The following is a 21,934-nucleotide window of genomic DNA, read 5'->3' as shown; positions in this document are numbered from 1 at the left end:
ATGTTGTCTTATCACCAATTTATTCGAGTTTATTAGTGGGAATAGTGAATTGAAAGGGTTAAAGCCGCCTTGTCTCCAAAATACGATATCGGTCAAAAGCTGTTCAGTTTTTATTTTTTTGCTTGAAATTTGCGCCATTGACAAATCATAATCGATTTGGAATAATGTTTGAATATATGCTCATTTGTTCACATAATTATAATAAAATAATATCATTCTCAAGATAGGGAGAGTATTAGAATGAAAGCTAATGGCATGCAAAATCTATTAGCTTCTTTTGTTTTCAAAAAATGATGTGTTTCGTATGTATTCATTTAGGAAGGAATGACAACATGAAGACAAAACACTACTGGGTGATTTCTTTGCTCGCCGTTTTAGCGGTCGGGCCGGGATTGATGTCTAACACGGCATTGTCGTCAGTTCAAGGCCTTGTTCAGAAGACGGTTGGAACAAGTGACTTCACATCGGTGAATCCAATATTGATCGGCAATATGGCCTTTGCTTTATTAGTGCCGGCAGGACCGCTGCTGAGGAAAAAATTCGGTGCCCGTCCAATCTATCTGGCTTCATTACCCGTTTTTATACTTGGCTCACTGCTTTTCGCATTTTCCAGCGATATTGCATGGATGGCGGCAGGGCGCTTTTTACAGGGGGCGGCTACAGGTGTCATGCTGATGATTATGATTCCAATGCTTGTCCTGTCATTTCCGATTGACCGCAGGAACTACGCACTGCTGGTGCTAATCGGGGGATTTTATGGCTCTGTTATCATCGGCACGATTCTGGGAACGATTGCAACAAGCTACGGGCATTGGAGATGGCTGTTTTACATCTTTGGCGCGCTGTCACTGATCGGTGTCGCGGTGAGCTATTTCTTTCTTCATGATGAGCATCATGGATCGGCAGAACAAGAACAGCCGCTAGATCGTGCAGGAATCATTTTATCTGTGTGCCTTGCTGCAGCCTCAGCGGTTACATTCATTTTTCTGCAAAAATGGGGACTTTCATCAGGTTATGTATGGACTGGTTTTGGGGTGACGTTATGTTTGCTCCTTGTTCTATTGATTGTGGAATATAAAGTGAGAAATCCTTTCATTTCTATTAAACTGATGCTGCTGCCAAAACCGGTGCTCGGTTTATTCATTATAGCTGCAGGAACGATAACGGTAGCTGTCAGCCTTTCTGCTTTTCAGGGATTGCTCCGTCAAATGTATGATATTTCTCAGGAGCATCTTATTCTTTTAAACTTAACTCTTTTAATCGGAGTGGCGATCGCCGCCATTGTGAGCGCTTTGTTTTATGATAAAGTCGGGCCCGGGGTGCTCGGTATTATAGGTGCTCTTATTCTCGTGTTTGTGAATTTTCAATGGCTGCATATAAAGGATCAATCGTCTCTCTATATGTTTGCAGTGCTGTTTATCATGCTTGCCGCTGGAACGGGACTGACAGTGGCCGCAGGGCTGATGGGAGCTGCTATGGGCGGCCCGCTTCCTGATTTGGTCAAGAGAATGACAGCTGTTCAGTTTTTAAGATTGTTTGTCTATATGGGAGTTCCAATCCTCATCGGCTTTTTCACGAAAAAAGATGCTGCCAGACAAAGCGGTTCGATGCAGGATTCTATGATGACTGCTTATCATGATCTCTTTTTCATTTCTTTTATTCTGAGTGTGCTGCTCGTTTGCCTGTCATTCTGTATGAACGCTACAGGTAAGGGGCACAAGTTGGCACATAAAACGCATGATAAAGCGAAAACAGTTCCGAAAGAACCAGCTGTTTCAACACAAGGACTATCAAAAGCTGCTGTTACATCACATAAAGTGATACATGATACAGAATACCGTAATGTACTCAGAAATTTACAAAAATAGATACACGATCAAAACCTTTTCCTTGAGGGAAAGGTTTTTTGGTTGCAATCTTTTCCCAACTTTGTCCCTAAAGAATTGAAAAATATTAGAAGTGCAAGTAAAATTCTAAAAGGTAGATTCTTTTACATTCGTAATCTTTTAACTCGAAGGAAGGTTTTCATGGCCCGTAAAAAACTGAAAAAACGTAGACTCTTCATTTCACTATTTTTCATTGTATCGATTCCGCTAGCCCTGTTTGTTTTAGCGACAACGTTATCAAAACCGATAGAAACATCCAAAGAACCCGAAGAAATTGATGAACAGCAGGTATTTATAGACAGCCTGTCCGGACATGCACAAATTTTGTATGAGAAATATCATGTCCTCCCCAGCATCACGATCGCTCAGGCCATACTCGAATCCGACTGGGGGAACAGCGAGCTTGCTGCTCAGGCCAACAACCTTTTTGGCATAAAAGGAAATTATAAAGGCCATCATGTCACGATGGAAACAGACGAATTTGAAAAAGGGAAAAGAAAAACCATTCGAGCGAAGTTTCGAAAATACAGCACGTTTTTTGAATCTATGGATGACCACGCCCAATTGTTTGTCCGCGGCACATCGTGGAATAAAAAGAAGTATAAACCGGTGCTTGAGGCCGGGGATTATAAGGAAGCGGCAACTGCATTGCAAACATCAGGATATGCTACAGACCCTGACTACGCTGATAAAATCAGCGCTATTGTGGAAAAATACGATTTAGATGAGTACGATGAGGTAAATCCATCGCTCAAATCAGTGGATTTAAAAGCCGCCATTAAAGACAGTGCCGTTCAAGACATATGGTCCAAGCCTTCTACTGATGATCGGTCCATAAAGCTCACCTCTGCCCAATCTTACGTCGGCAAAGACATAAAGGTTGTATCTAAAAAGCAGAAAGGCCAGTCCGTATGGTACCAATTTCAAATCAATGATAAACTCATCGGTTGGATTGATGATTCAGCTGTTGAAATAAAGGAAGCAACCTGAGCCCTTTCTCCTGGTATTTTTAATTCTTTGTTCCATTCAGGGGAATTTGAGGTATAATATTCCACGGAAGTTATCACTTATTGACTATGCTTTCAGGAGGGAACAAAGGTGCAGAAATATAGACGGAGAAACACGGTTGCCTTTACAGTACTAGCTTATTTCACTTTTTTTGCGGGAGTATTTTTGTTTAGTATCGGACTCTATAATGCTGATAATCTGGAACTCAATGAAAAAGGCTATTACATCGCTGTTATGATACTTGTAGCGGTCGGTGCGATTCTTACACAAAAAGTGACCCGTGATAATGCAGAGGATAACGAAATCATCGCGGAACAGGAAAAAAGACAAAATCAATCTCATATCGAATCATAAAAAATCCGGCGCCTAAATCGCCGGATTTTTTGTTATTACCCCGTAAACACCTCGCCGTCAGGGTAACGAATATTTGATTTCTCTGTTTTCGCAAATGAAAACACGAACGTCAAAGGACCAATTCTTCCGATGAACATGATAACAATAATGATACATTTCCCCGCTTCTGTAAGTTCAGGAGTCAATCCCATCGATAAACCGACAGTTCCGAATGCGGAAAAAGTTTCAAACACAATTTGAATAAACGACGCTTGCTCTGTGATCGTCAGGGCGAATATCCCTAAAAACACGATGAACAAACCGGTGACGCTCACAGCTAAAGCTTTAATGATAATCGGATATTTGATGGAGCGGCGGAAAATAACCGTTTCTTTTTTACCTCGCAAATAAGCGATCACAGACATTAAAATCACGATGAACGTAGTCAGCTTAATGCCGCTCGCCGTTGAAGCACTGCCTGCTCCGATAAACATTAATAATAAAGTAAATACAATCGTTCCTTCTCTCATACTTCCAATATCAAGAGAATTGAAGCCAGCGGTTCTTGGCGTCACAGCTTGAAAATAGGAAGCCCATAGTTTATCTCCTATATGCAGGTGGCCGAGCGTGCCGGGATTGCTGTACTCTAAAATAAAGATCACAAGCATAGCGACCGCATTCAGAATCAGGGTTCCTGTCAGCATGATTTTCGTATGTAGAGAAAAGGCTTTAAATCGCCGATTTTTCATAATGTCAAACAGAACGGTAAATCCGATTCCTCCTGTGATAAATAAGAAAGTAATCACTAGGTTAACTGTAGGATCGCCAACGTAGCTCATCAAATTATCCGGCCACAACGAAAACCCGGCATTGTTAAAAGCAGATATTGAGTGAAACAGACTGGCAAACAAGCCGGATGCCCAACCATACTGGGGCACAAGCCTGATGGATAGGATGAGTGCTGCTATCAACTCAATACTGATGGAAAACAGAAACAGGACTTTGACAAGGCCTATGACGCCGCCGATTGTCGGCTGGTTTAAGGCTTCCTGAACCAGCATTCGTTCTTTTAATCCGATTTTTTTCCCTAATATCATGACGATCAAAACAGCAAAAGTCATAAATCCAAGCCCGCCGATCTGAATCAGCCCCATGATGACAGTTTGCCCGAAAAGTGTAAATTCTGTACCGGTATCGACAACTGCAAGCCCTGTAACAGTTGTAGCCGAAGCTGCAGTAAAAAGGGCATCTATCCATGACAATGGCTTCATTGTAGAAATCGGAAGCTTTAACAGCACAGCCCCGATGATAATGGTAAGAAAAAAACCAATTGCAAGCACTTGAGGCGGTGTAAAACGAACCCATTTGATCACTTTATCCTTTTGAAGTGTCACCTATGTCTACATCCCTTCGTTTTCAAAACGTTTAATATCCTTTTTGTGCCCCATGATCACCAGGCAATCCTGTTCGTGTATGATGTCTTCAGGTGCTGGAGAAAGACGGATATCTCCATGATGTTTAATGGCCAGGATCGTGCAGCCGTACTTCGCTCTTACATTCAGATCAATAATCGATTTTGAATCAAGCTTGTGTGTTGCCAGCAGCTCGACAATACTGTAATCATCAGATAAATCAATGTAATTCAAAACGTTCTCATCAGAAAGGCTTTGTGCGATCTTGACGCCCATATCCTTTTCAGGATGAATAATGCGGTCAGCGCCGATTTTTTCAAGCACCTTATGATGATAATGGTTTTGAGCCTTCACCCAAATATGTGGAATGTTAAACTCCTTTAATAATAGGGTGGTCAGGGTACTCGCTTGAATATTCGCTCCGATTGCAACGATCACATATTCAAAATTGCGTATTCCTAACGATAGCAATTCGTTTTCTTCGGTGGCGTTGGCGATCACCGCATGAGTTGCGTAAGAAGCGTATGCATTTACCTTTTCTTCGTTGATATCAATCGCAAGGACCTCATGGCCCATTCTGTGAAGCTCTTTGCAAATGCTTCCACCAAACCTGCCCAGTCCGATCACGGCAAATTGCTTATTTTTTATTCTTCCCAATGTTCATAACTCCCTTAGTGAAATTAACGTTTTGAAGCAAAAAAGACCATTTCAAAGAATGGCCGCTAATAGACCTCCTCTCTGTAAACGCCTACGAGGTTAGCTGTCGGATTAGGGATTCAGAGTACCCCCTCTTACTTAGTAAGATTCACCCCAAGGCTGTTAAAAAAACAGCCAATCGTTGGTTCCCCCGTTCGTATTTGATTAAGCGGTAAAAGAGACTGTATGAAATTGAACACTCAAGAATTTACTCCTGTTTCTAGAGTTTGTCAATTTAAATTTTAAACTAGAAAAAGATAACTGGAAAAAGAGGAAAAAGGGGAGGTCAAAAACGTAAAAAAGACCGGCGTTAACCGGTCTTTTAGATTAGTTGCAGCCGCATGGCTGAGTCGGAGGAGTGCTGCGCTTAGCCACGTCAATGCTGGCTTCTGCGTAAAATTTATTTCCGATGCTCAATGATTTATTCTCCGCACGGAAAGTATATGTACCTGCGGCAGGAAGTGTTTTGTTATTCAGTTTTAATTTGAACTCGCCAGCTCCTAACAAATCAAGTGCCAGAGGGATTCTTACTGTTTTCCCGTTATTGAGGATCTGTGTTTCACGCAACGCACGTCCGTTCATTGTGTCTTTCGTATTTGCAGTAAATCCGCTTGGCAATGTAAATTCCATAACGCCAAGGCTGAGAAGCGTGTTTGGACGATACGTCAATTCGATATCTGAGAAAGACCATTCAGTTTTGCTGGCCCCTGTAATTGTTGCGAACAATGAAGCTGTTGACTGTGTTTTCATAGTAGACTCAGTATGAGCGGAAGTTGATTTAGATTCAGCCGCGAAAGAAGCTGAAGGTGCTGAAACGAGTAAACCGAGACTTAATGCACTGATTGCCAAAGAAGATAATAATTTGCGTTTCATAATAAAATTCCCCCTAAAAAGTTATAAAATATACAGGCCTGCCCGCTTTTCACCTCCTCTGAACGGCCAAATACAAATTTTACCTACATAAAATTACCATCAAATATTTTGGAAGTAAATGGGGTGTTTTTCCCGTATTTTTCAAATTTGTAGTAATTACATATAAAAGAACAAAAAAACGCCCGGTTTCCCAGGCGTTTCTGTTTTACTTTGTTTCAATCGGTATAAATTTAAAAATTTCCCCGCTCTGCACCGATTCAGCAAGCCGTTTCAGCCAATCATAGTAAGCTTTAGAGCTTTCCAGCTGCTCGTATAACTGCAGTGCTTCATTTTTGATGTCCTCACTGAGACTGTCTTTGTTTAAAACCTCTTGTAAATCAGCCTGAGCTTCTTCAATTGCTGCTACATTTACCTGAACTTCCCGTTCCCATTTGGGCGGAAAGAAATTTGTGAAAAATTTGAAGAAATCTTTTTCAGCTACAAATGTATGCTTGCGGATGCCCCGGTGAAATGTTTTTTTCACTACATTTAAGTCCTGAAGCTTTTTGACGCCTGTGCTCATGCTTGGCTTGCTCATTTGCAATTCCTCACGCATTTCGTCAAGCGTCATCTCATCCCTCATATACATCGTCCCATATAGAATCCCGACACTGCGGGTAATTCCGTAAAGATCCATCGTTTCAGCAATGGAGTCGATAACAAGATCCCGAGCCTGTTCTATAGCTGCAAATTCTGGATTTTCATCCATACTGACCCTCTTTTCCTTTAGAAAATTAAATTCGTTAAGTTATTTCTTTATGTTCTTTATCTTAACGAAACATAAAGAAATGTCAAAAAGAAAAATCAAAATGGGGCTTTGACAGTTTAAAATTCGTATGTTAGATTAATATTGTTAAAAACGTTAAATTTTTATTTAACAAACTTTATTTACGTCAAGGAGGCTTATATGAGTCAAACATTATATATTGACGGAGAATGGATCAGTGCCGAAAAAGAGCAGATCCGCAGCATTATCAACCCATTTAATCAAGAAGAAATTGCAACCGTAAGCGAAGGAGGTCGAGAGGACGCCATCAAGGCAATCGCAGCCGCGCGAAGAGCATTTGACAAAGGAGAATGGTCATCTCTATCGGGGCTTGAACGCGGGAAGATTGTTCTGAAAATTGCGGAATTAATCAGGCGCGACCTTGATGAGCTGGCTGAGCTTGAATCGCTTGATACTGGAAAAACACTCGAAGAAAGCAAGGCGGATATGGACGATATCGCCAATGTTTTTCAATATTACGCCGGATTGGCAGATAAAGATGGCGGAGAGATCATTTCATCTCCGATCCCTGATTCAGAAAGCAAAATCATCAGAGAGCCAATCGGGGTTTGCGGCCAGATTACGCCGTGGAATTATCCGCTCCTGCAAGCGAGCTGGAAAATCGCACCCGCACTGGCTGCAGGAAATACTATCGTCATGAAACCAAGTGAGATCACGCCGCTGACGACAATCAAAGTCTTTAAGCTGATGGAAGAAGCCGGTGTTCCAAAAGGTGTCGCAAATCTTGTTCTTGGACCGGGAGCCACAGTGGGCGACGAGCTTGCCGTAAACAAAGACGTCGATTTGATTTCGTTTACGGGTGGAATCGAAACAGGCAAAAAAATCATGCGGGCAGCAAGCGGAAACGTCAAAAAAATCGCACTTGAACTTGGCGGAAAAAATCCAAATATCGTTTTCAAGGACGCAGATCTAGAGGTTGCGGTCGATCAGGCATTAAACGCTGTATTTTTCCACGCCGGCCAAGTATGCTCAGCTGGTTCCCGCTTGCTTGTTGAAGATGCCATTCACGATCAATTTTTAGCAGAGCTTGTCAAACGGACAAAACGCATAAAACTCGGAAATGGTTTTCACGCAGAGACAGAAAGCGGCCCGCTTATTTCGGCAGAGCACAGGGCAAAAGTAGAAAAATATGTAGAGATCGGAATAGAAGAAGGTGCGAAGCTGGAGACAGGAGGCAAGCGTCCGGAAGACCCTGCGCTTCAAAAAGGCTTTTTCTATGAACCTACTATTTTCTCAAACTGTAAATCTGACATGAGAATCGTTCAAGAAGAGGTTTTCGGTCCTGTATTGACAGTCGAAACCTTCAGCTCGGAAGAAGAGGTTATCGCGCTTGCGAATGATACCATCTATGGCTTGGCCGGAGCGGTATGGTCAAAAGATATTGAAAAGTGCGAACGCGTAGCAGCCCGCTTGAGAATGGGGACAGTTTGGATTAACGATTTCCATCCGTACTTTGCACAGGCGCCATGGGGTGGCTATAAGCAATCCGGGTTCGGACGCGAGCTTGGAAAAATAGGTCTTGAAGAATACACAGAAGTCAAACATGTGTATCGCAATACAAAACCGGCAGCGGTTAATTGGTTCAATTCATAAGAGGGGGAGTTAATGATGACATTAAATATGAAAATAGAAAGCATGCACAAATTCCATACATTTGAAATTCCGACTGTGATTAAGCACGGAATCGGAGCAGTCAAGAATACGGGTGAAGAAGTAGCTGCGCTTGGCGTTTCAAAAGCACTCCTTGTCACAGACCCTGGAATTTATAAAGCCGGCGTCGTAGATCCTGTTATCGAATCACTTAAAGAAGCAGGCATTGAAGTGGTGCTCTTTAATAAAGTAGAGCCAAACCCGCCTGTCCGTCTGGTGAATGAAGGGTCTGAGCTTTACAAAAAAGAGAACTGTAATGGTTTGGTGGCAGTCGGAGGCGGAAGCTCCATGGATACTGCAAAAGCAATCGGAGTAGAAGCCACTCATGAAGGAAGCGTGCTGGATTATGAAGCGGCAGATGGGAAAAAGCCGCTGGAAAACCGTATTCCTCCGCTGACGACAATTCCGACAACGGCTGGAACAGGATCAGAAGTAACCCAATGGGCGGTTATCACAGATGAAGATAGAGAATTCAAATTCAACACGGGCGGTCCGCTGATCGCAGCGCACCTGACCATCATTGATCCGGAGCTTCATGTTTCAATGCCTCCGCATGTAACAGCCATGACGGGAATTGATGCGCTTGCTCATGCCATTGAGTGCTATACAATGAAATTTGCGCAGCCAATCACGGATGCAGTTGCCTTGATGGCGATTGAATATGCCGCTCATTACATTAAAAGAGCATTTGCTGACGGAGAGGATCTGGAAGCAAGATACGGAATGGCGCAGGCTGCGATGCTTGCAGGTCTTTCTTACGGCAGTGAATCAGCGGGCGCGGCTCATGCGATGAGCCAAACGCTTGGCGGTATTATCCCAGTCGCTCACGGTCAATGTGTGGCTGCGATGATGGGACCTGTCATGGAGTACAACTGGAAGGGCTACCCTGAGAAATTTGCACGTATTGCGAAAGCGTTCGGTATTGATACAAGCAATATGACAACAGAAGAAGCTGCGAAAGCATCTGTCAATTGGATGTATGACCTGGTCGAAGACTTAGAAGTACCGACTTTAGAAGAGCAGGGAGTATCACCTGATATGATCGAACGTTTGTCAAAAGAAGCGATGAAAGATCCGCAAACCTTCGGAAACCCTAGAGATTTAAATGAAAAAGCATACAATTGGATCTACAAGCGCTGCTTTAACCTTACACCTAAAACGGTATAACTACATGTCCCGCTCCTTTACAGAGCGGGATTTTTTTGGATAATAAAGCATAGATGGAAATTTTAGAGAAGGAAGGTGCTGCTGATGTGGAAGCGTATAACCGCAAAAACGGAAGGTGTATATATCGCAGATACAGAAAGCTTCGTAACAAAGCAAATGGACAAGCTAGATTTTGATTATGGCGGCATCCCCGGCGACTTGCATTTTGGCCTGACCAAAAAAGCGGGAGCCAGAGAACCGATGTTTTCAAGAGGGACTGAAATTTTTAACCGGAGACAAATTTCTATTGTTTCAATAGAGGAATGTGATGAAATTGCTTTAAAAATGGGAGTGCCGAGCATTTTGCCGGAATGGCTCGGGGCGAATGTGGCAGTCAGCGGCATACCTGATCTTACTTCATTAAAAGAAGGAAGCCGGCTCATTTTTCCAAGTGGGGCCGCTTTGCTGTGTGAGGGAGAAAATGATCCGTGTATTCAGCCGGGAGAAGTCATTCAGTCTTATTATCCGGACAAGTCAAAGCTGGCACCGGCTTTTGTCCGTCATGCACTGGGCATAAGAGGGATTGTGTGCATTGTTGAGAGACCCGGAGCTGTTTACGCAGGTGATGAAATAGAAGTTCATTCCTATCAGCGGAAAGTCAAACCACGAAAAGCAGAAAGGGTCTGATCAAATCAGGCCCTTTCTATCTTCTCTTTAATTTCTTTAATCTGGCTGAGATGCCGTTTTTCATGGTGGCCGATAAAATCGATCCACTGTCTGACAGTCAGCTCTTGAAACACAGGATGCGGAAGCACTCTCTCAAAATCTTCTTCTTTCAGAGAGGCAATTGCAGCAGTCAGCTGCTCTCTCACCACATCAAGCTCGCGTTTCATTTGGCTGCCTGAAATAAAATCATGCTCAGGCTCAAGATGACTCGGAGCTTTCCGTTTATTATTTCTATCCTGTGCTACCTCAAGCGGTTTTTCTTCAACTTCTTTAACAGGAGCTTCCTTTACACGTTCCTTCAGCATTTTTTGTGCGGCCATATCGATTTTTTTCAAATGGTCAAGCACTTCCCGTATGCTCCATTCTTCAGCAGAGGGCTTTTGATTCAGCTTTTCGTCAGAAAGTCCTTTTACTTCGTTCCACGTTTCTAATCTGGCTTCATTAAAGATACTCATCATATCTCCTCCTAAAATGACATTACCATATATATAAGCAATTATCATTTATCAAGCACTTCAAAATGGGTTATTTATCTTAAAATTTTGAAACCTTTTACATTGTATCTCGTATAAATGGTAACGGCGGCCGTTCATCAATGCATTGGTGAAGAAAGGATGAGGGAATTGGAGTTATTTGGCGTTCCTATACAAACGATTTATCTTTATACGCTTATTATTGCGGGCAGTCTTACGCTGTTATTTCTATTTTTCGGAGACGTATTTGCAGGGCTGTCAGAAGGCATTCCTTTTCTTAATCCGACATTGGTGCTCGCATTTTTTACATGTTTTTCAGCAGGCGGATATATAGGCGAGCTCATATTGCCCATGTCGAGCCTGTTGATCGCGCTTTTATCTTGCATCCTTTCGATCATGCTGGTGGTATTGCTTCACATCTTTGTACTGGTCCCATTATCATCCGCAGAAGAATCATTGGCTTATAAAGAAGATGATCTAAGAGGAAGAGTTGGTAAAGTGATTACAGCTGTTCCTGTTGATGGGTATGGTGAAGTGGTCATTGAAGGGATAGGCGGTACCATCTCAAAGTCAGCGGTCAGTTTTGATAATCAGCAGATCAGTTACGGAACAGCTGTTTTGATCGTGGATGTTAACAACGGAGTTCTTTCGGTCACTCCACATGAACCTATTTAAAACACAAGGAGGAATGTGATATGACAATGCCGATTATAATTGTCATCGGAGTTGTATTCTTTTTATTAATTGCACTTATAGCCGTGTTTATCACAAAGTATCGTACGGCAGGGCCTGATGAAGCGTTAATCGTAACGGGGAGCTATCTGGGCAATAAAAATGTTCATGTCGATGAAGGCGGCAATCGTCTTAAAATCGTCCGCGGCGGAGGAACCTTTGTCCTTCCCGTCTTCCAGCAGGCAGAGCCGCTAAGCCTATTATCGAGCAAACTTGATGTATCGACACCTGAAGTCTATACAGAACAAGGAGTGCCTGTAATGGCCGATGGAACTGCGATTATTAAAATCGGCGGTTCTATAGGAGAAATCGCTACAGCAGCCGAACAATTTTTAGGAAAATCAAAAGACGACCGCGAGCAGGAAGCGCGTGAGGTTTTAGAAGGCCACCTTCGTTCCATTCTCGGCTCAATGACAGTCGAAGAAATCTATAAAAACAGAGAAAAATTCTCTCAAGAGGTACAGCGTGTCGCTTCGCAGGATCTCGCAAAAATGGGGCTTGTGATTGTCTCCTTTACCATTAAAGATGTACGTGATAAAAACGGTTATCTTGAATCATTAGGGAAACCGAGAATTGCCCAGGTAAAACGGGATGCTGATATCGCAACAGCAGAGGCTGATAAAGAAACCCGAATTAAGCGGGCAGAAGCCGATAAAGATGCAAAAAAATCAGAACTTGAACGGGCAACGGAAATCGCTGAAGCTGAAAAAATCAATCAGCTCAAAATGGCTGAATATCGCAGAGAACAAGATACGGCAAAAGCGAATGCCGACCAGGCATATGATTTAGAGACTGCCAAGGCGCGCCAGCATGTCACAGAGCAGGAAATGCAGGTTAAAATTATCGAACGCCAAAAACAAATAGAATTAGAAGAAAAAGAAATTCTTCGCCGTGAACGTCAATATGACTCAGAAGTAAAGAAAAAAGCCGATGCAGACCGTTATTCAGTCGAGCAGTCCGCAGCAGCTGAGAAAGCCAAACAGCTCGCGGAAGCCGATGCCAAGAAGTACAGTATTGAAGCAATGGCGAAGGCTGAGGCGGAAAAAGTCAGAATTGACGGGTTAGCAAAAGCAGAAGCTGAAAAAGCAAAAGGGGAAACAGAAGCAGAGGTTATCCGCCTAAAAGGTCTGGCAGAAGCGGAAGCAAAAGAGAAAATTGCGGCTGCCTTTGAACAGTATGGGCAGGCGGCGATTTTCGATATGATCGTAAAAATGCTACCGGAATACGCGAAACAAGCAGCGGCACCTCTTTCAAATATTGATAAAATCACAGTTGTTGATACAGGAGGAAGCGGTGAATCAAGCGGCGCTAACAAAGTAACCAGCTATGCGACGAACTTAATGTCAAGCCTGCAAGAAAGCTTAAAAGCATCGTCGGGAATTGACGTGAAAGAAATGATTGAGAACTTTTCAGGAAAAGGAAATGTAAAACAAAGCATTACCGAATTAACAAATGAAATAAAAGAAGCGAAAACGGTCCAAAAACCAGAATAATGACTAAGGAAAGGATCCCAGCGGATGGCAACTGTACGAGAAGCAAAGTTAGAGGATATAAAGGACATTGCAAAAGTGCATGTAGACAGCTGGAGGACAACATATCAAGGAATTGTCCCGGCTGAATACTTAAACAGTCTGAACTACAAGGAATTTGAAGACAAATGGAAAAGCCGCTCGTTAAAAGGTGTATTTGTGGTTCACGATGAAAAAGGTTCAATATTCGGCTTTGCTTCATTTGGACCTATTCGCTCTGAACAAGAAGGTTATGACGGCGAGTTATACGCTATTTATCTTCTGGAAGAGCGCCAGCGGCAAGGTGCAGGCAGGGCGCTCTTAGCAAAAGGAGCAGAGTTTTTGCTTCAACATGGCTTTTCAAGTATGTTTGCTTGGGTCATTCAGAAGAACCCCTCGATTACATTTTATCAGGCCTATACACCTGAAAGAGTAGCGGAGGACAGCTTTGAAATTGCAGGAGAAAGGCTGAAAGAAGTAGGGTTTGGCTGGCCGGATCTTTCTGCTTTGAAAACACTTCTTAACACATAACAAAAAATCCCCCAGCGGAATTCGCTGGGGGATTGTCACTTTTAAGCTTTGTCACTTTTAAGCAAACGGGGGGCTGTCATAAATAATAAACATAGGACAATTGCACAAATAATGAATGAAGGAACCATGTAAGTAGCATTATAAGTTAAAGAATAAATCCATACCGGCGTTCCTTTTGGGGCGTAGCTGCCGAAAAACACTGCCCCTGAAATGACATGCGTGGCATAGCGCAGGAAACTGCCGATAAAAACTGCGCTGACCACTGAAACAATCAATTTCCCTTTTGTTTTGGATGCAGCGGCTTTACGGACAGAATAAGCGAAACAGCCGCTTATTCCGATAGCTGCGAACGCGACAATGTAATCTAACAATAGCTGTATAGGATGTTGTGCGAATAAGTTTCCGATTGCGATTTGAACCAGACCTGTCAGCAGGCCGGTAGTAAGGCCTGCTTTAACACCCCACCGAAACGAAATCAAAAAGATCGGAATCATCATGATGGAGACCGAGCCCCCTTGAGGCATCCTAAGAAACATTCCTGAGACGATGTCTAGAATAACAGCAGCCGCAGTCATAATTGCTATTTCAATAAGGCGAACCAGTTGCTTAGATTGATTCATAAAAATCCCCTTCCATTGATAGACAATCCAAAAGGACAACAAAAAAGCAGCACGCGGAAGGATGAGAAAAGTTCCACGCACTGCTTTACGATCTGCAATTCATTTGACTTTGCCACATCCCTACGCCAGCGTTAACTAACAGGTTCAAAGGGTCAGAACGAAACCGCTCACTCTCAGCTTTAATGCTCCCCTTGTGGTCATCAGTATTTAGTTCGTTTCTACTATACAAGAAAACGAAAAAAACAACAAGATCACATTACTGATGTATATGTTCTTTTAAAATAGTTATATGATAAATATGCGCTAGATGACATGACGAGGCTTATAGTTTATTTGTTTTATAGAACTTTTTTTTAAAAAAACTATTGCAATAAATAAATAAAGGTGTTATATTATTAAACGTCGCTGATGAACAGCAGACAAAACAAGCAGCTTCATAAAACAATTTAAAAAGTTGTTGACAAAAAAGAAGCTAAATGTTATATTAGTAAAGCTGCTTCATTGAGAGGCAACAAAATGATCTTTGAAAACTAAACAAGACAAAACGTACCTGTTAATTCATTTTTATAAAATCGCACAGCGATGTGCGTAGTCAGTCAAACTAAGGCCTGCACGACGCAGGTCACACAGGTGTCACCGCAGGATGCGGTGGACTTAACCTGTGATCCACTTTATCGGAGAGTTTGATCCTGGCTCAGGACGAACGCTGGCGGCGTGCCTAATACATGCAAGTCGAGCGGACAGATGGGAGCTTGCTCCCTGATGTTAGCGGCGGACGGGTGAGTAACACGTGGGTAACCTGCCTGTAAGACTGGGATAACTCCGGGAAACCGGGGCTAATACCGGATGCTTGTTTGAACCGCATGGTTCAAACATAAAAGGTGGCTTCGGCTACCACTTACAGATGGACCCGCGGCGCATTAGCTAGTTGGTGAGGTAATGGCTCACCAAGGCAACGATGCGTAGCCGACCTGAGAGGGTGATCGGCCACACTGGGACTGAGACACGGCCCAGACTCCTACGGGAGGCAGCAGTAGGGAATCTTCCGCAATGGACGAAAGTCTGACGGAGCAACGCCGCGTGAGTGATGAAGGTTTTCGGATCGTAAAGCTCTGTTGTTAGGGAAGAACAAGTACCGTTCGAATAGGGCGGTACCTTGACGGTACCTAACCAGAAAGCCACGGCTAACTACGTGCCAGCAGCCGCGGTAATACGTAGGTGGCAAGCGTTGTCCGGAATTATTGGGCGTAAAGGGCTCGCAGGCGGTTTCTTAAGTCTGATGTGAAAGCCCCCGGCTCAACCGGGGAGGGTCATTGGAAACTGGGGAACTTGAGTGCAGAAGAGGAGAGTGGAATTCCACGTGTAGCGGTGAAATGCGTAGAGATGTGGAGGAACACCAGTGGCGAAGGCGACTCTCTGGTCTGTAACTGACGCTGAGGAGCGAAAGCGTGGGGAGCGAACAGGATTAGATACCCTGGTAGTCCACGCCGTAAACGATGAGTGCTAAGTGTTAGGGGGTTTCCGCCCCTTAGTGCTGCAGCTAACGCATTAAGCACTCCGCCTGGGGAGTACGGTCGCAAGACTGAAACTCAAAGGAATTGACGGGGGCCCGCACAAGCGGTGGAGCATGTGGTTTAATTCGAAGCAACGCGAAGAACCTTACCAGGTCTTGACATCCTCTGACAATCCTAGAGATAGGACTTCCCCTTCGGGGGCAGAGTGACAGGTGGTGCATGGTTGTCGTCAGCTCGTGTCGTGAGATGTTGGGTTAAGTCCCGCAACGAGCGCAACCCTTGATCTTAGTTGCCAGCATTCAGTTGGGCACTCTAAGGTGACTGCCGGTGACAAACCGGAGGAAGGTGGGGATGACGTCAAATCATCATGCCCCTTATGACCTGGGCTACACACGTGCTACAATGGACAGAACAAAGGGCAGCGAAACCGCGAGGTTAAGCCAATCCCACAAATCTGTTCTCAGTTCGGATCGCAGTCTGCAACTCGACTGCGTGAAGCTGGAATCGCTAGTAATCGCGGATCAGCATGCCGCGGTGAATACGTTCCCGGGCCTTGTACACACCGCCCGTCACACCACGAGAGTTTGTAACACCCGAAGTCGGTGAGGTAACCTTTTAGGAGCCAGCCGCCGAAGGTGGGACAGATGATTGGGGTGAAGTCGTAACAAGGTAGCCGTATCGGAAGGTGCGGCTGGATCACCTCCTTTCTAAGGATATTTACGGAATATAAGACCTTGGGTCTTATAAACAGAACGTTCCCTGTCTTGTTTAGTTTTGAAGGATCATTCCTTCGAAACGTGTTCTTTGAAAACTAGATAACAGTAGACATCACATTCAATTAGTAAGACAAGATATCACATAGTGATTCTTTTTAACGGTTAAGTTAGAAAGGGCGCACGGTGGATGCCTTGGCACTAGGAGCCGATGAAGGACGGGACGAACACCGATATGCTTCGGGGAGCTGTAAGCAAGCTTTGATCCGGAGATTTCCGAATGGGGAAACCCACCACTCGTAATGGAGTGGTATCCATATCTGAATTCATAGGATATGAGAAGGCAGACCCGGGGAACTGAAACATCTAAGTACCCGGAGGAAGAGAAAGCAAATGCGATTCCCTGAGTAGCGGCGAGCGAAACGGGATTAGCCCAAACCAAGAGGCTTGCCTCTTGGGGTTGTAGGACACTCTGTACGGAGTTACAAAGGAACGAGGTAGATGAAGAGGTCTGGAAAGGCCCGCCATAGAAGGTAACAGCCCTGTAGTCAAAACTTCGTTCTCTCCTGAGTGGATCCTGAGTACGGCGGAACACGTGAAATTCCGTCGGAATCCGGGAGGACCATCTCCCAAGGCTAAATACTCCCTAGTGACCGATAGTGAACCAGTACCGTGAGGGAAAGGTGAAAAGCACCCCGGAAGGGGAGTGAAAGAGATCCTGAAACCGTGTGCCTACAAGTAGTCAGAGCCCGTTAACGGGTGATGGCGTGCCTTTTGTAGAATGAACCGGCGAGTTACGATCCCGTGCAAGGTTAAGCAGAAGATGCGGAGCCGCAGCGAAAGCGAGTCTGAATAGGGCGCATGAGTACGTGGTCGTAGACCCGAAACCAGGTGATCTACCCATGTCCAGGGTGAAGTTCAGGTAACACTGAATGGAGGCCCGAACCCACGCACGTTGAAAAGTGCGGGGATGAGGTGTGGGTAGGGGTGAAATGCCAATCGAACCTGGAGATAGCTGGTTCTCTCCGAAATAGCTTTAGGGCTAGCCTCAAGGTAAGAGTCTTGGAGGTAGAGCACTGATTGGACTAGGGGCCCCTACCGGGTTACCGAATTCAGTCAAACTCCGAATGCCAATGACTTATCCTTGGGAGTCAGACTGCGAGTGATAAGATCCGTAGTCGAAAGGGAAACAGCCCAGACCGCCAGCTAAGGTCCCAAAGTATACGTTAAGTGGAAAAGGATGTGGAGTTGCTTAGACAACCAGGATGTTGGCTTAGAAGCAGCCACCATTTAAAGAGTGCGTAATAGCTCACTGGTCGAGTGACTCTGCGCCGAAAATGTACCGGGGCTAAACGTATCACCGAAGCTGCGGACTGTTCTTCGAACAGTGGTAGGAGAGCGTTCTAAGGGCTGTGAAGCCAGACCGGAAGGACTGGTGGAGCGCTTAGAAGTGAGAATGCCGGTATGAGTAGCGAAAGAGGGGTGAGAATCCCCTCCACCGAATGCCTAAGGTTTCCTGAGGAAGGCTCGTCCGCTCAGGGTTAGTCGGGACCTAAGCCGAGGCCGAAAGGCGTAGGCGATGGACAACAGGTTGATATTCCTGTACCACCTCCTCACCATTTGAGCAATGGGGGGACGCAGGAGGATAGGGTAAGCGCGGTATTGGATATCCGCGTCCAAGCAGTTAGGCTGGGAAATAGGCAAATCCGTTTCCCATAAGGCTGAGCTGTGATGGCGAGCGAAATTTAGTAGCGAAGTTCCTGATTCCACACTGCCAAGAAAAGCCTCTAGCGAGGTGAGAGGTGCCCGTACCGCAAACCGACACAGGTAGGCGAGGAGAGAATCCTAAGGTGATCGAGAGAACTCTCGTTAAGGAACTCGGCAAAATGACCCCGTAACTTCGGGAGAAGGGGTGCTCTGTTAGGGTGCAAGCCCGAGAGAGCCGCAGTGAATAGGCCCAGGCGACTGTTTAGCAAAAACACAGGTCTCTGCGAAGCCGTAAGGCGAAGTATAGGGGCTGACGCCTGCCCGGTGCTGGAAGGTTAAGAGGAGCGCTTAGCATAAGCGAAGGTGCGAATTGAAGCCCCAGTAAACGGCGGCCGTAACTATAACGGTCCTAAGGTAGCGAAATTCCTTGTCGGGTAAGTTCCGACCCGCACGAAAGGCGCAACGATCTGGGCACTGTCTCAACGAGAGACTCGGTGAAATTATAGTACCTGTGAAGATGCAGGTTACCCGCGACAGGACGGAAAGACCCCGTGGAGCTTTACTGCAGCCTGATATTGAATGTTGGTACAGCTTGTACAGGATAGGTAGGAGCCTTGGAAACCGGAGCGCTAGCTTCGGTGGAGGCATCGGTGGGATACTACCCTGGCTGTATTGACCTTCTAACCCGCCGCCCTTATCGGGCGGGGAGACAGTGTCAGGTGGGCAGTTTGACTGGGGCGGTCGCCTCCTAAAAGGTAACGGAGGCGCCCAAAGGTTCCCTCAGAATGGTTGGAAATCATTCGCAGAGTGTAAAGGCACAAGGGAGCTTGACTGCGAGACCTACAAGTCGAGCAGGGACGAAAGTCGGGCTTAGTGATCCGGTGGTTCCGCATGGAAGGGCCATCGCTCAACGGATAAAAGCTACCCCGGGGATAACAGGCTTATCTCCCCCAAGAGTCCACATCGACGGGGAGGTTTGGCACCTCGATGTCGGCTCATCGCATCCTGGGGCTGTAGTCGGTCCCAAGGGTTGGGCTGTTCGCCCATTAAAGCGGTACGCGAGCTGGGTTCAGAACGTCGTGAGACAGTTCGGTCCCTATCCGTCGCGGGCGCAGGAAATTTGAGAGGAGCTGTCCTTAGTACGAGAGGACCGGGATGGACGCACCGCTGGTGTACCAGTTGTTCTGCCAAGGGCATCGCTGGGTAGCTATGTGCGGACGGGATAAGTGCTGAAAGCATCTAAGCATGAAGCCCCCCTCAAGATGAGATTTCCCATTCCGCAAGGAAGTAAGATCCCTGAAAGATGATCAGGTTGATAGGTCTGAGGTGGAAGTGTGGCGACACATGGAGCTGACAGATACTAATCGATCGAGGACTTAACCACATTTTGAATGATGTCACACCTGTTATCTAGTTTTGAGAGAACACTCTCAATTTGTTTGGTGGCGATAGCGAAGAGGTCACACCCGTTCCCATACCGAACACGGAAGTTAAGCTCTTCAGCGCCGATGGTAGTCGGGGGTTTCCCCCTGTGAGAGTAGGACGCCGCCAAGCAATTGCACGCTAGTGCAGTTATGGAGGATTAGCTCAGCTGGGAGAGCATCTGCCTTACAAGCAGAGGGTCGGCGGTTCGAGCCCGTCATCCTCCACCATTCTTCATTATACATATCGGTTTTACATATATGCCGGTGTAGCTCAATTGGTAGAGCAACTGACTTGTAATCAGTAGGTTGGGGGTTCAAGTCCTCTTGCCGGCACCACTTTTATATGATATAATATTCAAGTCTCGTAAGAAGAGCCATTAGCTCAGTTGGTAGAGCATCTGACTTTTAATCAGAGGGTCGAAGGTTCGAGTCCTTCATGGCTCACCATTTACATGTTGCGGATGTGGCGGAATTGGCAGACGCGCTAGAATCAGGCTCTAGTGTCTTTACAGACGTGGGGGTTCAAGTCCCTTCATCCGCACCATTTCTGCGGAAGTAGTTCAGTGGTAGAACACCACCTTGCCAAGGTGGGGGTCGCGGGTTCGAATCCCGTCTTCCGCTCCAACTATACCATCCACGCCGGGGTGGTGGAATTGGCAGACACACAGGACTTAAAATCCTGCGGTAGGTGACTACCGTGCCGGTTCAAGTCCGGCCCTCGGCATTAAGTTTTGCGCCCGTAGCTCAATTGGATAGAGCGTTTGACTACGGATCAAAAGGTTAGGGGTTCGACTCCTCTCGGGCGCGCCATGATCTACATGAAATCGGGAAGTAGCTCAGCTTGGTAGAGCACATGGTTTGGGACCATGGGGTCGCAGGTTCGAATCCTGTCTTCCCGACCATTCTTGGGGCCTTAGCTCAGCTGGGAGAGCGCCTGCTTTGCACGCAGGAGGTCAGCGGTTCGATCCCGCTAGGCTCCACTTGGTTTCAATAAATATTTGGCGGTGTAGCTCAGCTGGCTAGAGCGTACGGTTCATACCCGTGAGGTCGGGGGTTCGATCCCCTCCGCCGCTACCAATGGACCTTTAGCTCAGTTGGTTAGAGCAGACGGCTCATAACCGTCCGGTCGTAGGTTCGAGTCCTACAAGGTCCACCACTATACGGAGGAATACCCAAGTCTGGCTGAAGGGATCGGTCTTGAAAACCGACAGGGGTGTCAAAGCCCGCGGGGGTTCGAATCCCTCTTCCTCCGCCATATATATTCTTAATCATCGCGGGGTGGAGCAGTTCGGTAGCTCGTCGGGCTCATAACCCGAAGGTCGCAGGTTCAAATCCTGCCCCCGCAACCAAAATACATGAATGAAATAAGGGGTACCTAAAGGGTACAACCTAAAAAATTCACATGTAAATATCAAAATGGTCCGGTAGTTCAGTTGGTTAGAATGCCTGCCTGTCACGCAGGAGGTCGCGGGTTCGAGTCCCGTCCGGACCGCCATTTAAATACTTAGGCTCGGTAGCTCAGTTGGTAGAGCAACGGACTGAAAATCCGTGTGTCGGCGGTTCGATTCCGTCCCGAGCCACCATTTATCAATATATATTTTGGCGGTTGTGGCGAAGTGGTTAACGCACCAGATTGTGGCTCTGGCATTCGTGGGTTCGATTCCCATCAATCGCCCCAAATAAAATTGCGGGTGTAGTTTAGTGGTAAAACCTCAGCCTTCCAAGCTGATGTCGTGGGTTCGATTCCCATCACCCGCTCCATTTCTATATTGTCATGGGCCTGTAGCTCAGCTGGTTAGAGCGCACGCCTGATAAGCGTGAGGTCGATGGTTCGAGTCCATTCAGGCCCACCATGACCTTTATATTCCACAGTAGCTCAGTGGTAGAGCTATCGGCTGTTAACCGATCGGTCGCAGGTTCGAATCCTGCCTGTGGAGCCAAATGGAGAAGTACTCAAGTGGCTGAAGAGGCGCCCCTGCTAAGGGTGTAGGTCGTGTAAGCGGCGCGAGGGTTCAAATCCCTCCTTCTCCGCCATATGATTACACATATAAATTCTCAATCATCGGCCCGTTGGTCAAGCGGTTAAGACACCGCCCTTTCACGGCGGTAACACGGGTTCGAATCCCGTACGGGTCATTCAGAAACCTTGCATATCC

At 45.8% G+C, this 21,934-nt stretch carries 15 protein-coding genes, 21 tRNA genes, 3 rRNA genes and 2 riboswitches; of the genes, 33 read left to right on the top strand and 6 right to left on the bottom strand.

The window, feature by feature from the left end; genetic code table 11:
• The first annotated feature begins 332 nt into the window (after positions 1-332).
• From GYO_RS37725 to GYO_RS37715, 3 genes are all read left to right on the top strand, one after another.
• Complete coding sequence (locus GYO_RS37725; protein WP_014114925.1) at positions 333-1,868, top strand: MFS transporter; 1,536 nt, start codon at positions 333-335, stop codon at positions 1,866-1,868.
• 159 nt (positions 1,869-2,027) lie between these two features.
• Positions 2,028-2,876, top strand: a complete 849-nt coding sequence (gene lytG / locus GYO_RS37720; RefSeq protein WP_014114924.1) for an exo-glucosaminidase LytG — start codon at positions 2,028-2,030, stop codon at positions 2,874-2,876.
• A 108-nt stretch (positions 2,877-2,984) separates the two neighbouring features.
• A complete protein-coding gene (locus GYO_RS37715; RefSeq protein WP_003222348.1) occupies positions 2,985-3,248 on the top strand; it encodes a YiaA/YiaB family inner membrane protein in 264 nt (87 codons plus the stop codon).
• Between the two features lie 35 nt (positions 3,249-3,283).
• On the opposite strand, the gene ktrB is transcribed toward GYO_RS37715, so the two are convergent.
• The 4 genes from ktrB to gbsR all read right to left on the bottom strand — a co-directional run bounded on the left by ktrB (position 3,284) and on the right by gbsR (position 6,956).
• Entirely contained in the window at positions 3,284-4,621 is a 1,338-nt protein-coding gene (gene ktrB / locus GYO_RS37710; protein WP_014114923.1) for a Ktr system potassium transporter KtrB, read from the bottom strand.
• 6 nt (positions 4,622-4,627) lie between these two features.
• Positions 4,628-5,296: a potassium uptake protein KtrA gene (gene ktrA, locus GYO_RS37705; RefSeq protein WP_014114922.1), complete on the bottom strand. Its 669-nt coding sequence runs from the start codon at positions 5,294-5,296 to the stop codon at positions 4,628-4,630.
• A gap of 72 nt (positions 5,297-5,368) precedes the next feature.
• Positions 5,369-5,517: riboswitch (cyclic di-AMP (ydaO/yuaA leader) on the bottom strand.
• 145 nt (positions 5,518-5,662) lie between these two features.
• Positions 5,663-6,208 (bottom strand): biofilm surface layer hydrophobin BslA, encoded by a 546-nt coding sequence (bslA, locus tag GYO_RS37700; RefSeq protein WP_003222741.1) that lies wholly within the window; start codon positions 6,206-6,208, stop codon positions 5,663-5,665.
• A gap of 205 nt (positions 6,209-6,413) precedes the next feature.
• Complete coding sequence (gene gbsR / locus GYO_RS37695) at positions 6,414-6,956, bottom strand: transcriptional regulator GbsR (RefSeq protein ID WP_014114921.1); 543 nt, start codon at positions 6,954-6,956, stop codon at positions 6,414-6,416.
• Between the two features lie 198 nt (positions 6,957-7,154).
• Between gbsR and betB the strand changes: the two genes are divergently transcribed.
• From betB to GYO_RS37680, 3 genes are all read left to right on the top strand, one after another.
• Positions 7,155-8,627 carry a betaine-aldehyde dehydrogenase gene (gene betB, locus GYO_RS37690; protein ID WP_014114920.1) on the top strand — a complete coding sequence of 491 codons (1,473 nt, stop codon included), beginning with the start codon at positions 7,155-7,157 and terminating at the stop codon, positions 8,625-8,627.
• A gap of 15 nt (positions 8,628-8,642) precedes the next feature.
• A complete protein-coding gene (gbsB, locus tag GYO_RS37685; protein WP_014114919.1) occupies positions 8,643-9,851 on the top strand; it encodes a choline dehydrogenase in 1,209 nt (402 codons plus the stop codon).
• 84 nt (positions 9,852-9,935) lie between these two features.
• The gene (locus GYO_RS37680; protein ID WP_014114918.1) at positions 9,936-10,517 is read left to right on the top strand and encodes an MOSC domain-containing protein; all 582 of its coding nucleotides are present in this window, start codon (positions 9,936-9,938) and stop codon (positions 10,515-10,517) included.
• 5 nt (positions 10,518-10,522) lie between these two features.
• On the opposite strand, the gene GYO_RS37675 is transcribed toward GYO_RS37680, so the two are convergent.
• Entirely contained in the window at positions 10,523-11,011 is a 489-nt protein-coding gene (locus tag GYO_RS37675) for a DinB family protein (protein ID WP_041521050.1), read from the bottom strand.
• Between the two features lie 168 nt (positions 11,012-11,179).
• Here GYO_RS37675 and GYO_RS37670 point away from each other — a divergent pair, with 168 nt between their 5' ends.
• Genes GYO_RS37670 through GYO_RS37660 form a run of 3 tightly spaced genes read left to right on the top strand, consistent with a single transcriptional unit; the run spans position 11,180 to position 13,800 of the window.
• Positions 11,180-11,704 carry an NfeD family protein gene (locus GYO_RS37670; protein WP_041521049.1) on the top strand — a complete coding sequence of 175 codons (525 nt, stop codon included), beginning with the start codon at positions 11,180-11,182 and terminating at the stop codon, positions 11,702-11,704.
• A 20-nt stretch (positions 11,705-11,724) separates the two neighbouring features.
• Positions 11,725-13,254 carry a flotillin lipid rafts scaffold protein FloT gene (floT, locus tag GYO_RS37665; protein WP_014114915.1) on the top strand — a complete coding sequence of 510 codons (1,530 nt, stop codon included), beginning with the start codon at positions 11,725-11,727 and terminating at the stop codon, positions 13,252-13,254.
• 24 nt (positions 13,255-13,278) lie between these two features.
• Entirely contained in the window at positions 13,279-13,800 is a 522-nt protein-coding gene (locus GYO_RS37660) for a GNAT family N-acetyltransferase (protein ID WP_014114914.1), read from the top strand.
• Between the two features lie 41 nt (positions 13,801-13,841).
• Here GYO_RS37660 and thiT read toward each other — a convergent pair whose 3' ends face one another.
• Positions 13,842-14,420, bottom strand: a complete 579-nt coding sequence (thiT, locus tag GYO_RS37655) for an energy-coupled thiamine transporter ThiT (RefSeq protein ID WP_014114913.1) — start codon at positions 14,418-14,420, stop codon at positions 13,842-13,844.
• A 100-nt stretch (positions 14,421-14,520) separates the two neighbouring features.
• Positions 14,521-14,622: riboswitch (TPP riboswitch) on the bottom strand.
• A 469-nt stretch (positions 14,623-15,091) separates the two neighbouring features.
• Here thiT and GYO_RS37645 point away from each other — a divergent pair.
• From GYO_RS37645 to GYO_RS37530, 24 genes are all read left to right on the top strand, one after another.
• A 16S ribosomal RNA gene (locus GYO_RS37645) occupies positions 15,092-16,641 on the top strand.
• A 169-nt stretch (positions 16,642-16,810) separates the two neighbouring features.
• Positions 16,811-19,738, top strand: a 23S ribosomal RNA gene (locus GYO_RS37640).
• A 54-nt stretch (positions 19,739-19,792) separates the two neighbouring features.
• Positions 19,793-19,908 (top strand): 5S ribosomal RNA (gene rrf / locus GYO_RS37635).
• The 16S, 23S and 5S rRNA genes sit together here with 21 tRNA genes alongside, the layout of an rRNA operon.
• Positions 19,909-19,930: 22 nt before the next feature.
• Positions 19,931-20,006, top strand: a tRNA-Val gene (locus tag GYO_RS37630).
• A 32-nt stretch (positions 20,007-20,038) separates the two neighbouring features.
• Positions 20,039-20,114 (top strand) — tRNA-Thr (locus tag GYO_RS37625).
• 35 nt (positions 20,115-20,149) lie between these two features.
• Positions 20,150-20,225 (top strand) — tRNA-Lys (locus GYO_RS37620).
• A 10-nt stretch (positions 20,226-20,235) separates the two neighbouring features.
• Positions 20,236-20,322 (top strand) — tRNA-Leu (locus tag GYO_RS37615).
• Positions 20,323-20,327: 5 nt separating this feature from the next.
• Positions 20,328-20,402, top strand: a tRNA-Gly gene (locus tag GYO_RS37610).
• Positions 20,403-20,416: 14 nt separating this feature from the next.
• Positions 20,417-20,502, top strand: a tRNA-Leu gene (locus GYO_RS37605).
• Between the two features lie 9 nt (positions 20,503-20,511).
• A tRNA-Arg gene (locus tag GYO_RS37600) sits at positions 20,512-20,588 on the top strand.
• Positions 20,589-20,603: 15 nt separating this feature from the next.
• Positions 20,604-20,680 (top strand) — tRNA-Pro (locus tag GYO_RS37595).
• Between the two features lie 5 nt (positions 20,681-20,685).
• Positions 20,686-20,758: transfer RNA gene (locus tag GYO_RS37590), tRNA-Ala, on the top strand.
• A gap of 20 nt (positions 20,759-20,778) precedes the next feature.
• Positions 20,779-20,855 (top strand) — tRNA-Met (locus GYO_RS37585).
• Between the two features lie 2 nt (positions 20,856-20,857).
• A tRNA-Ile gene (locus tag GYO_RS37580) sits at positions 20,858-20,934 on the top strand.
• Positions 20,935-20,940: 6 nt separating this feature from the next.
• Positions 20,941-21,033: transfer RNA gene (locus GYO_RS37575), tRNA-Ser, on the top strand.
• Positions 21,034-21,050: 17 nt separating this feature from the next.
• Positions 21,051-21,127: transfer RNA gene (locus GYO_RS37570), tRNA-Met, on the top strand.
• Between the two features lie 69 nt (positions 21,128-21,196).
• Positions 21,197-21,273: transfer RNA gene (locus tag GYO_RS37565), tRNA-Asp, on the top strand.
• A 12-nt stretch (positions 21,274-21,285) separates the two neighbouring features.
• A tRNA-Phe gene (locus GYO_RS37560) sits at positions 21,286-21,361 on the top strand.
• A gap of 19 nt (positions 21,362-21,380) precedes the next feature.
• A tRNA-His gene (locus GYO_RS37555) sits at positions 21,381-21,456 on the top strand.
• A gap of 9 nt (positions 21,457-21,465) precedes the next feature.
• Positions 21,466-21,539 (top strand) — tRNA-Gly (locus GYO_RS37550).
• Positions 21,540-21,554: 15 nt separating this feature from the next.
• A tRNA-Ile gene (locus GYO_RS37545) sits at positions 21,555-21,631 on the top strand.
• Between the two features lie 12 nt (positions 21,632-21,643).
• Positions 21,644-21,718 (top strand) — tRNA-Asn (locus GYO_RS37540).
• 3 nt (positions 21,719-21,721) lie between these two features.
• A tRNA-Ser gene (locus GYO_RS37535) sits at positions 21,722-21,812 on the top strand.
• A gap of 30 nt (positions 21,813-21,842) precedes the next feature.
• Positions 21,843-21,914, top strand: a tRNA-Glu gene (locus GYO_RS37530).
• Positions 21,915-21,934: the final 20 nt, after the last annotated feature.

The organism is Bacillus spizizenii TU-B-10 (assembly GCF_000227465.1).
Lineage (GTDB): Bacteria > Bacillota > Bacilli > Bacillales > Bacillaceae > Bacillus > Bacillus spizizenii.
This window is presented reverse-complemented; position numbering and strand designations above follow the sequence as displayed.

Excerpts from the sequence above, each read along its gene's own strand:
- GYO_RS37725 (WP_014114925.1), top strand. The coding sequence starts at position 333 with ATGAAGACAAAACACTACTGGGTGATTTCTTTGCTCGCCGTTTTAGCG.
- lytG (WP_014114924.1), top strand. The coding sequence starts at position 2,028 with ATGGCCCGTAAAAAACTGAAAAAACGTAGACTCTTCATTTCACTATTT.
- bslA (WP_003222741.1), bottom strand. The coding sequence starts at position 6,208 with ATGAAACGCAAATTATTATCTTCTTTGGCAATCAGTGCATTAAGTCTC.
- gbsR (WP_014114921.1), bottom strand. The coding sequence starts at position 6,956 with ATGGATGAAAATCCAGAATTTGCAGCTATAGAACAGGCTCGGGATCTT.
- betB (WP_014114920.1), top strand. The coding sequence starts at position 7,155 with ATGAGTCAAACATTATATATTGACGGAGAATGGATCAGTGCCGAAAAA.
- gbsB (WP_014114919.1), top strand. The coding sequence starts at position 8,643 with ATGACATTAAATATGAAAATAGAAAGCATGCACAAATTCCATACATTT.
- GYO_RS37680 (WP_014114918.1), top strand. The coding sequence starts at position 9,936 with ATGTGGAAGCGTATAACCGCAAAAACGGAAGGTGTATATATCGCAGAT.
- GYO_RS37675 (WP_041521050.1), bottom strand. The coding sequence starts at position 11,011 with ATGAGTATCTTTAATGAAGCCAGATTAGAAACGTGGAACGAAGTAAAA.
- floT (WP_014114915.1), top strand. The coding sequence starts at position 11,725 with ATGACAATGCCGATTATAATTGTCATCGGAGTTGTATTCTTTTTATTA.
- GYO_RS37660 (WP_014114914.1), top strand. The coding sequence starts at position 13,279 with ATGGCAACTGTACGAGAAGCAAAGTTAGAGGATATAAAGGACATTGCA.
- thiT (WP_014114913.1), bottom strand. The coding sequence starts at position 14,420 with ATGAATCAATCTAAGCAACTGGTTCGCCTTATTGAAATAGCAATTATG.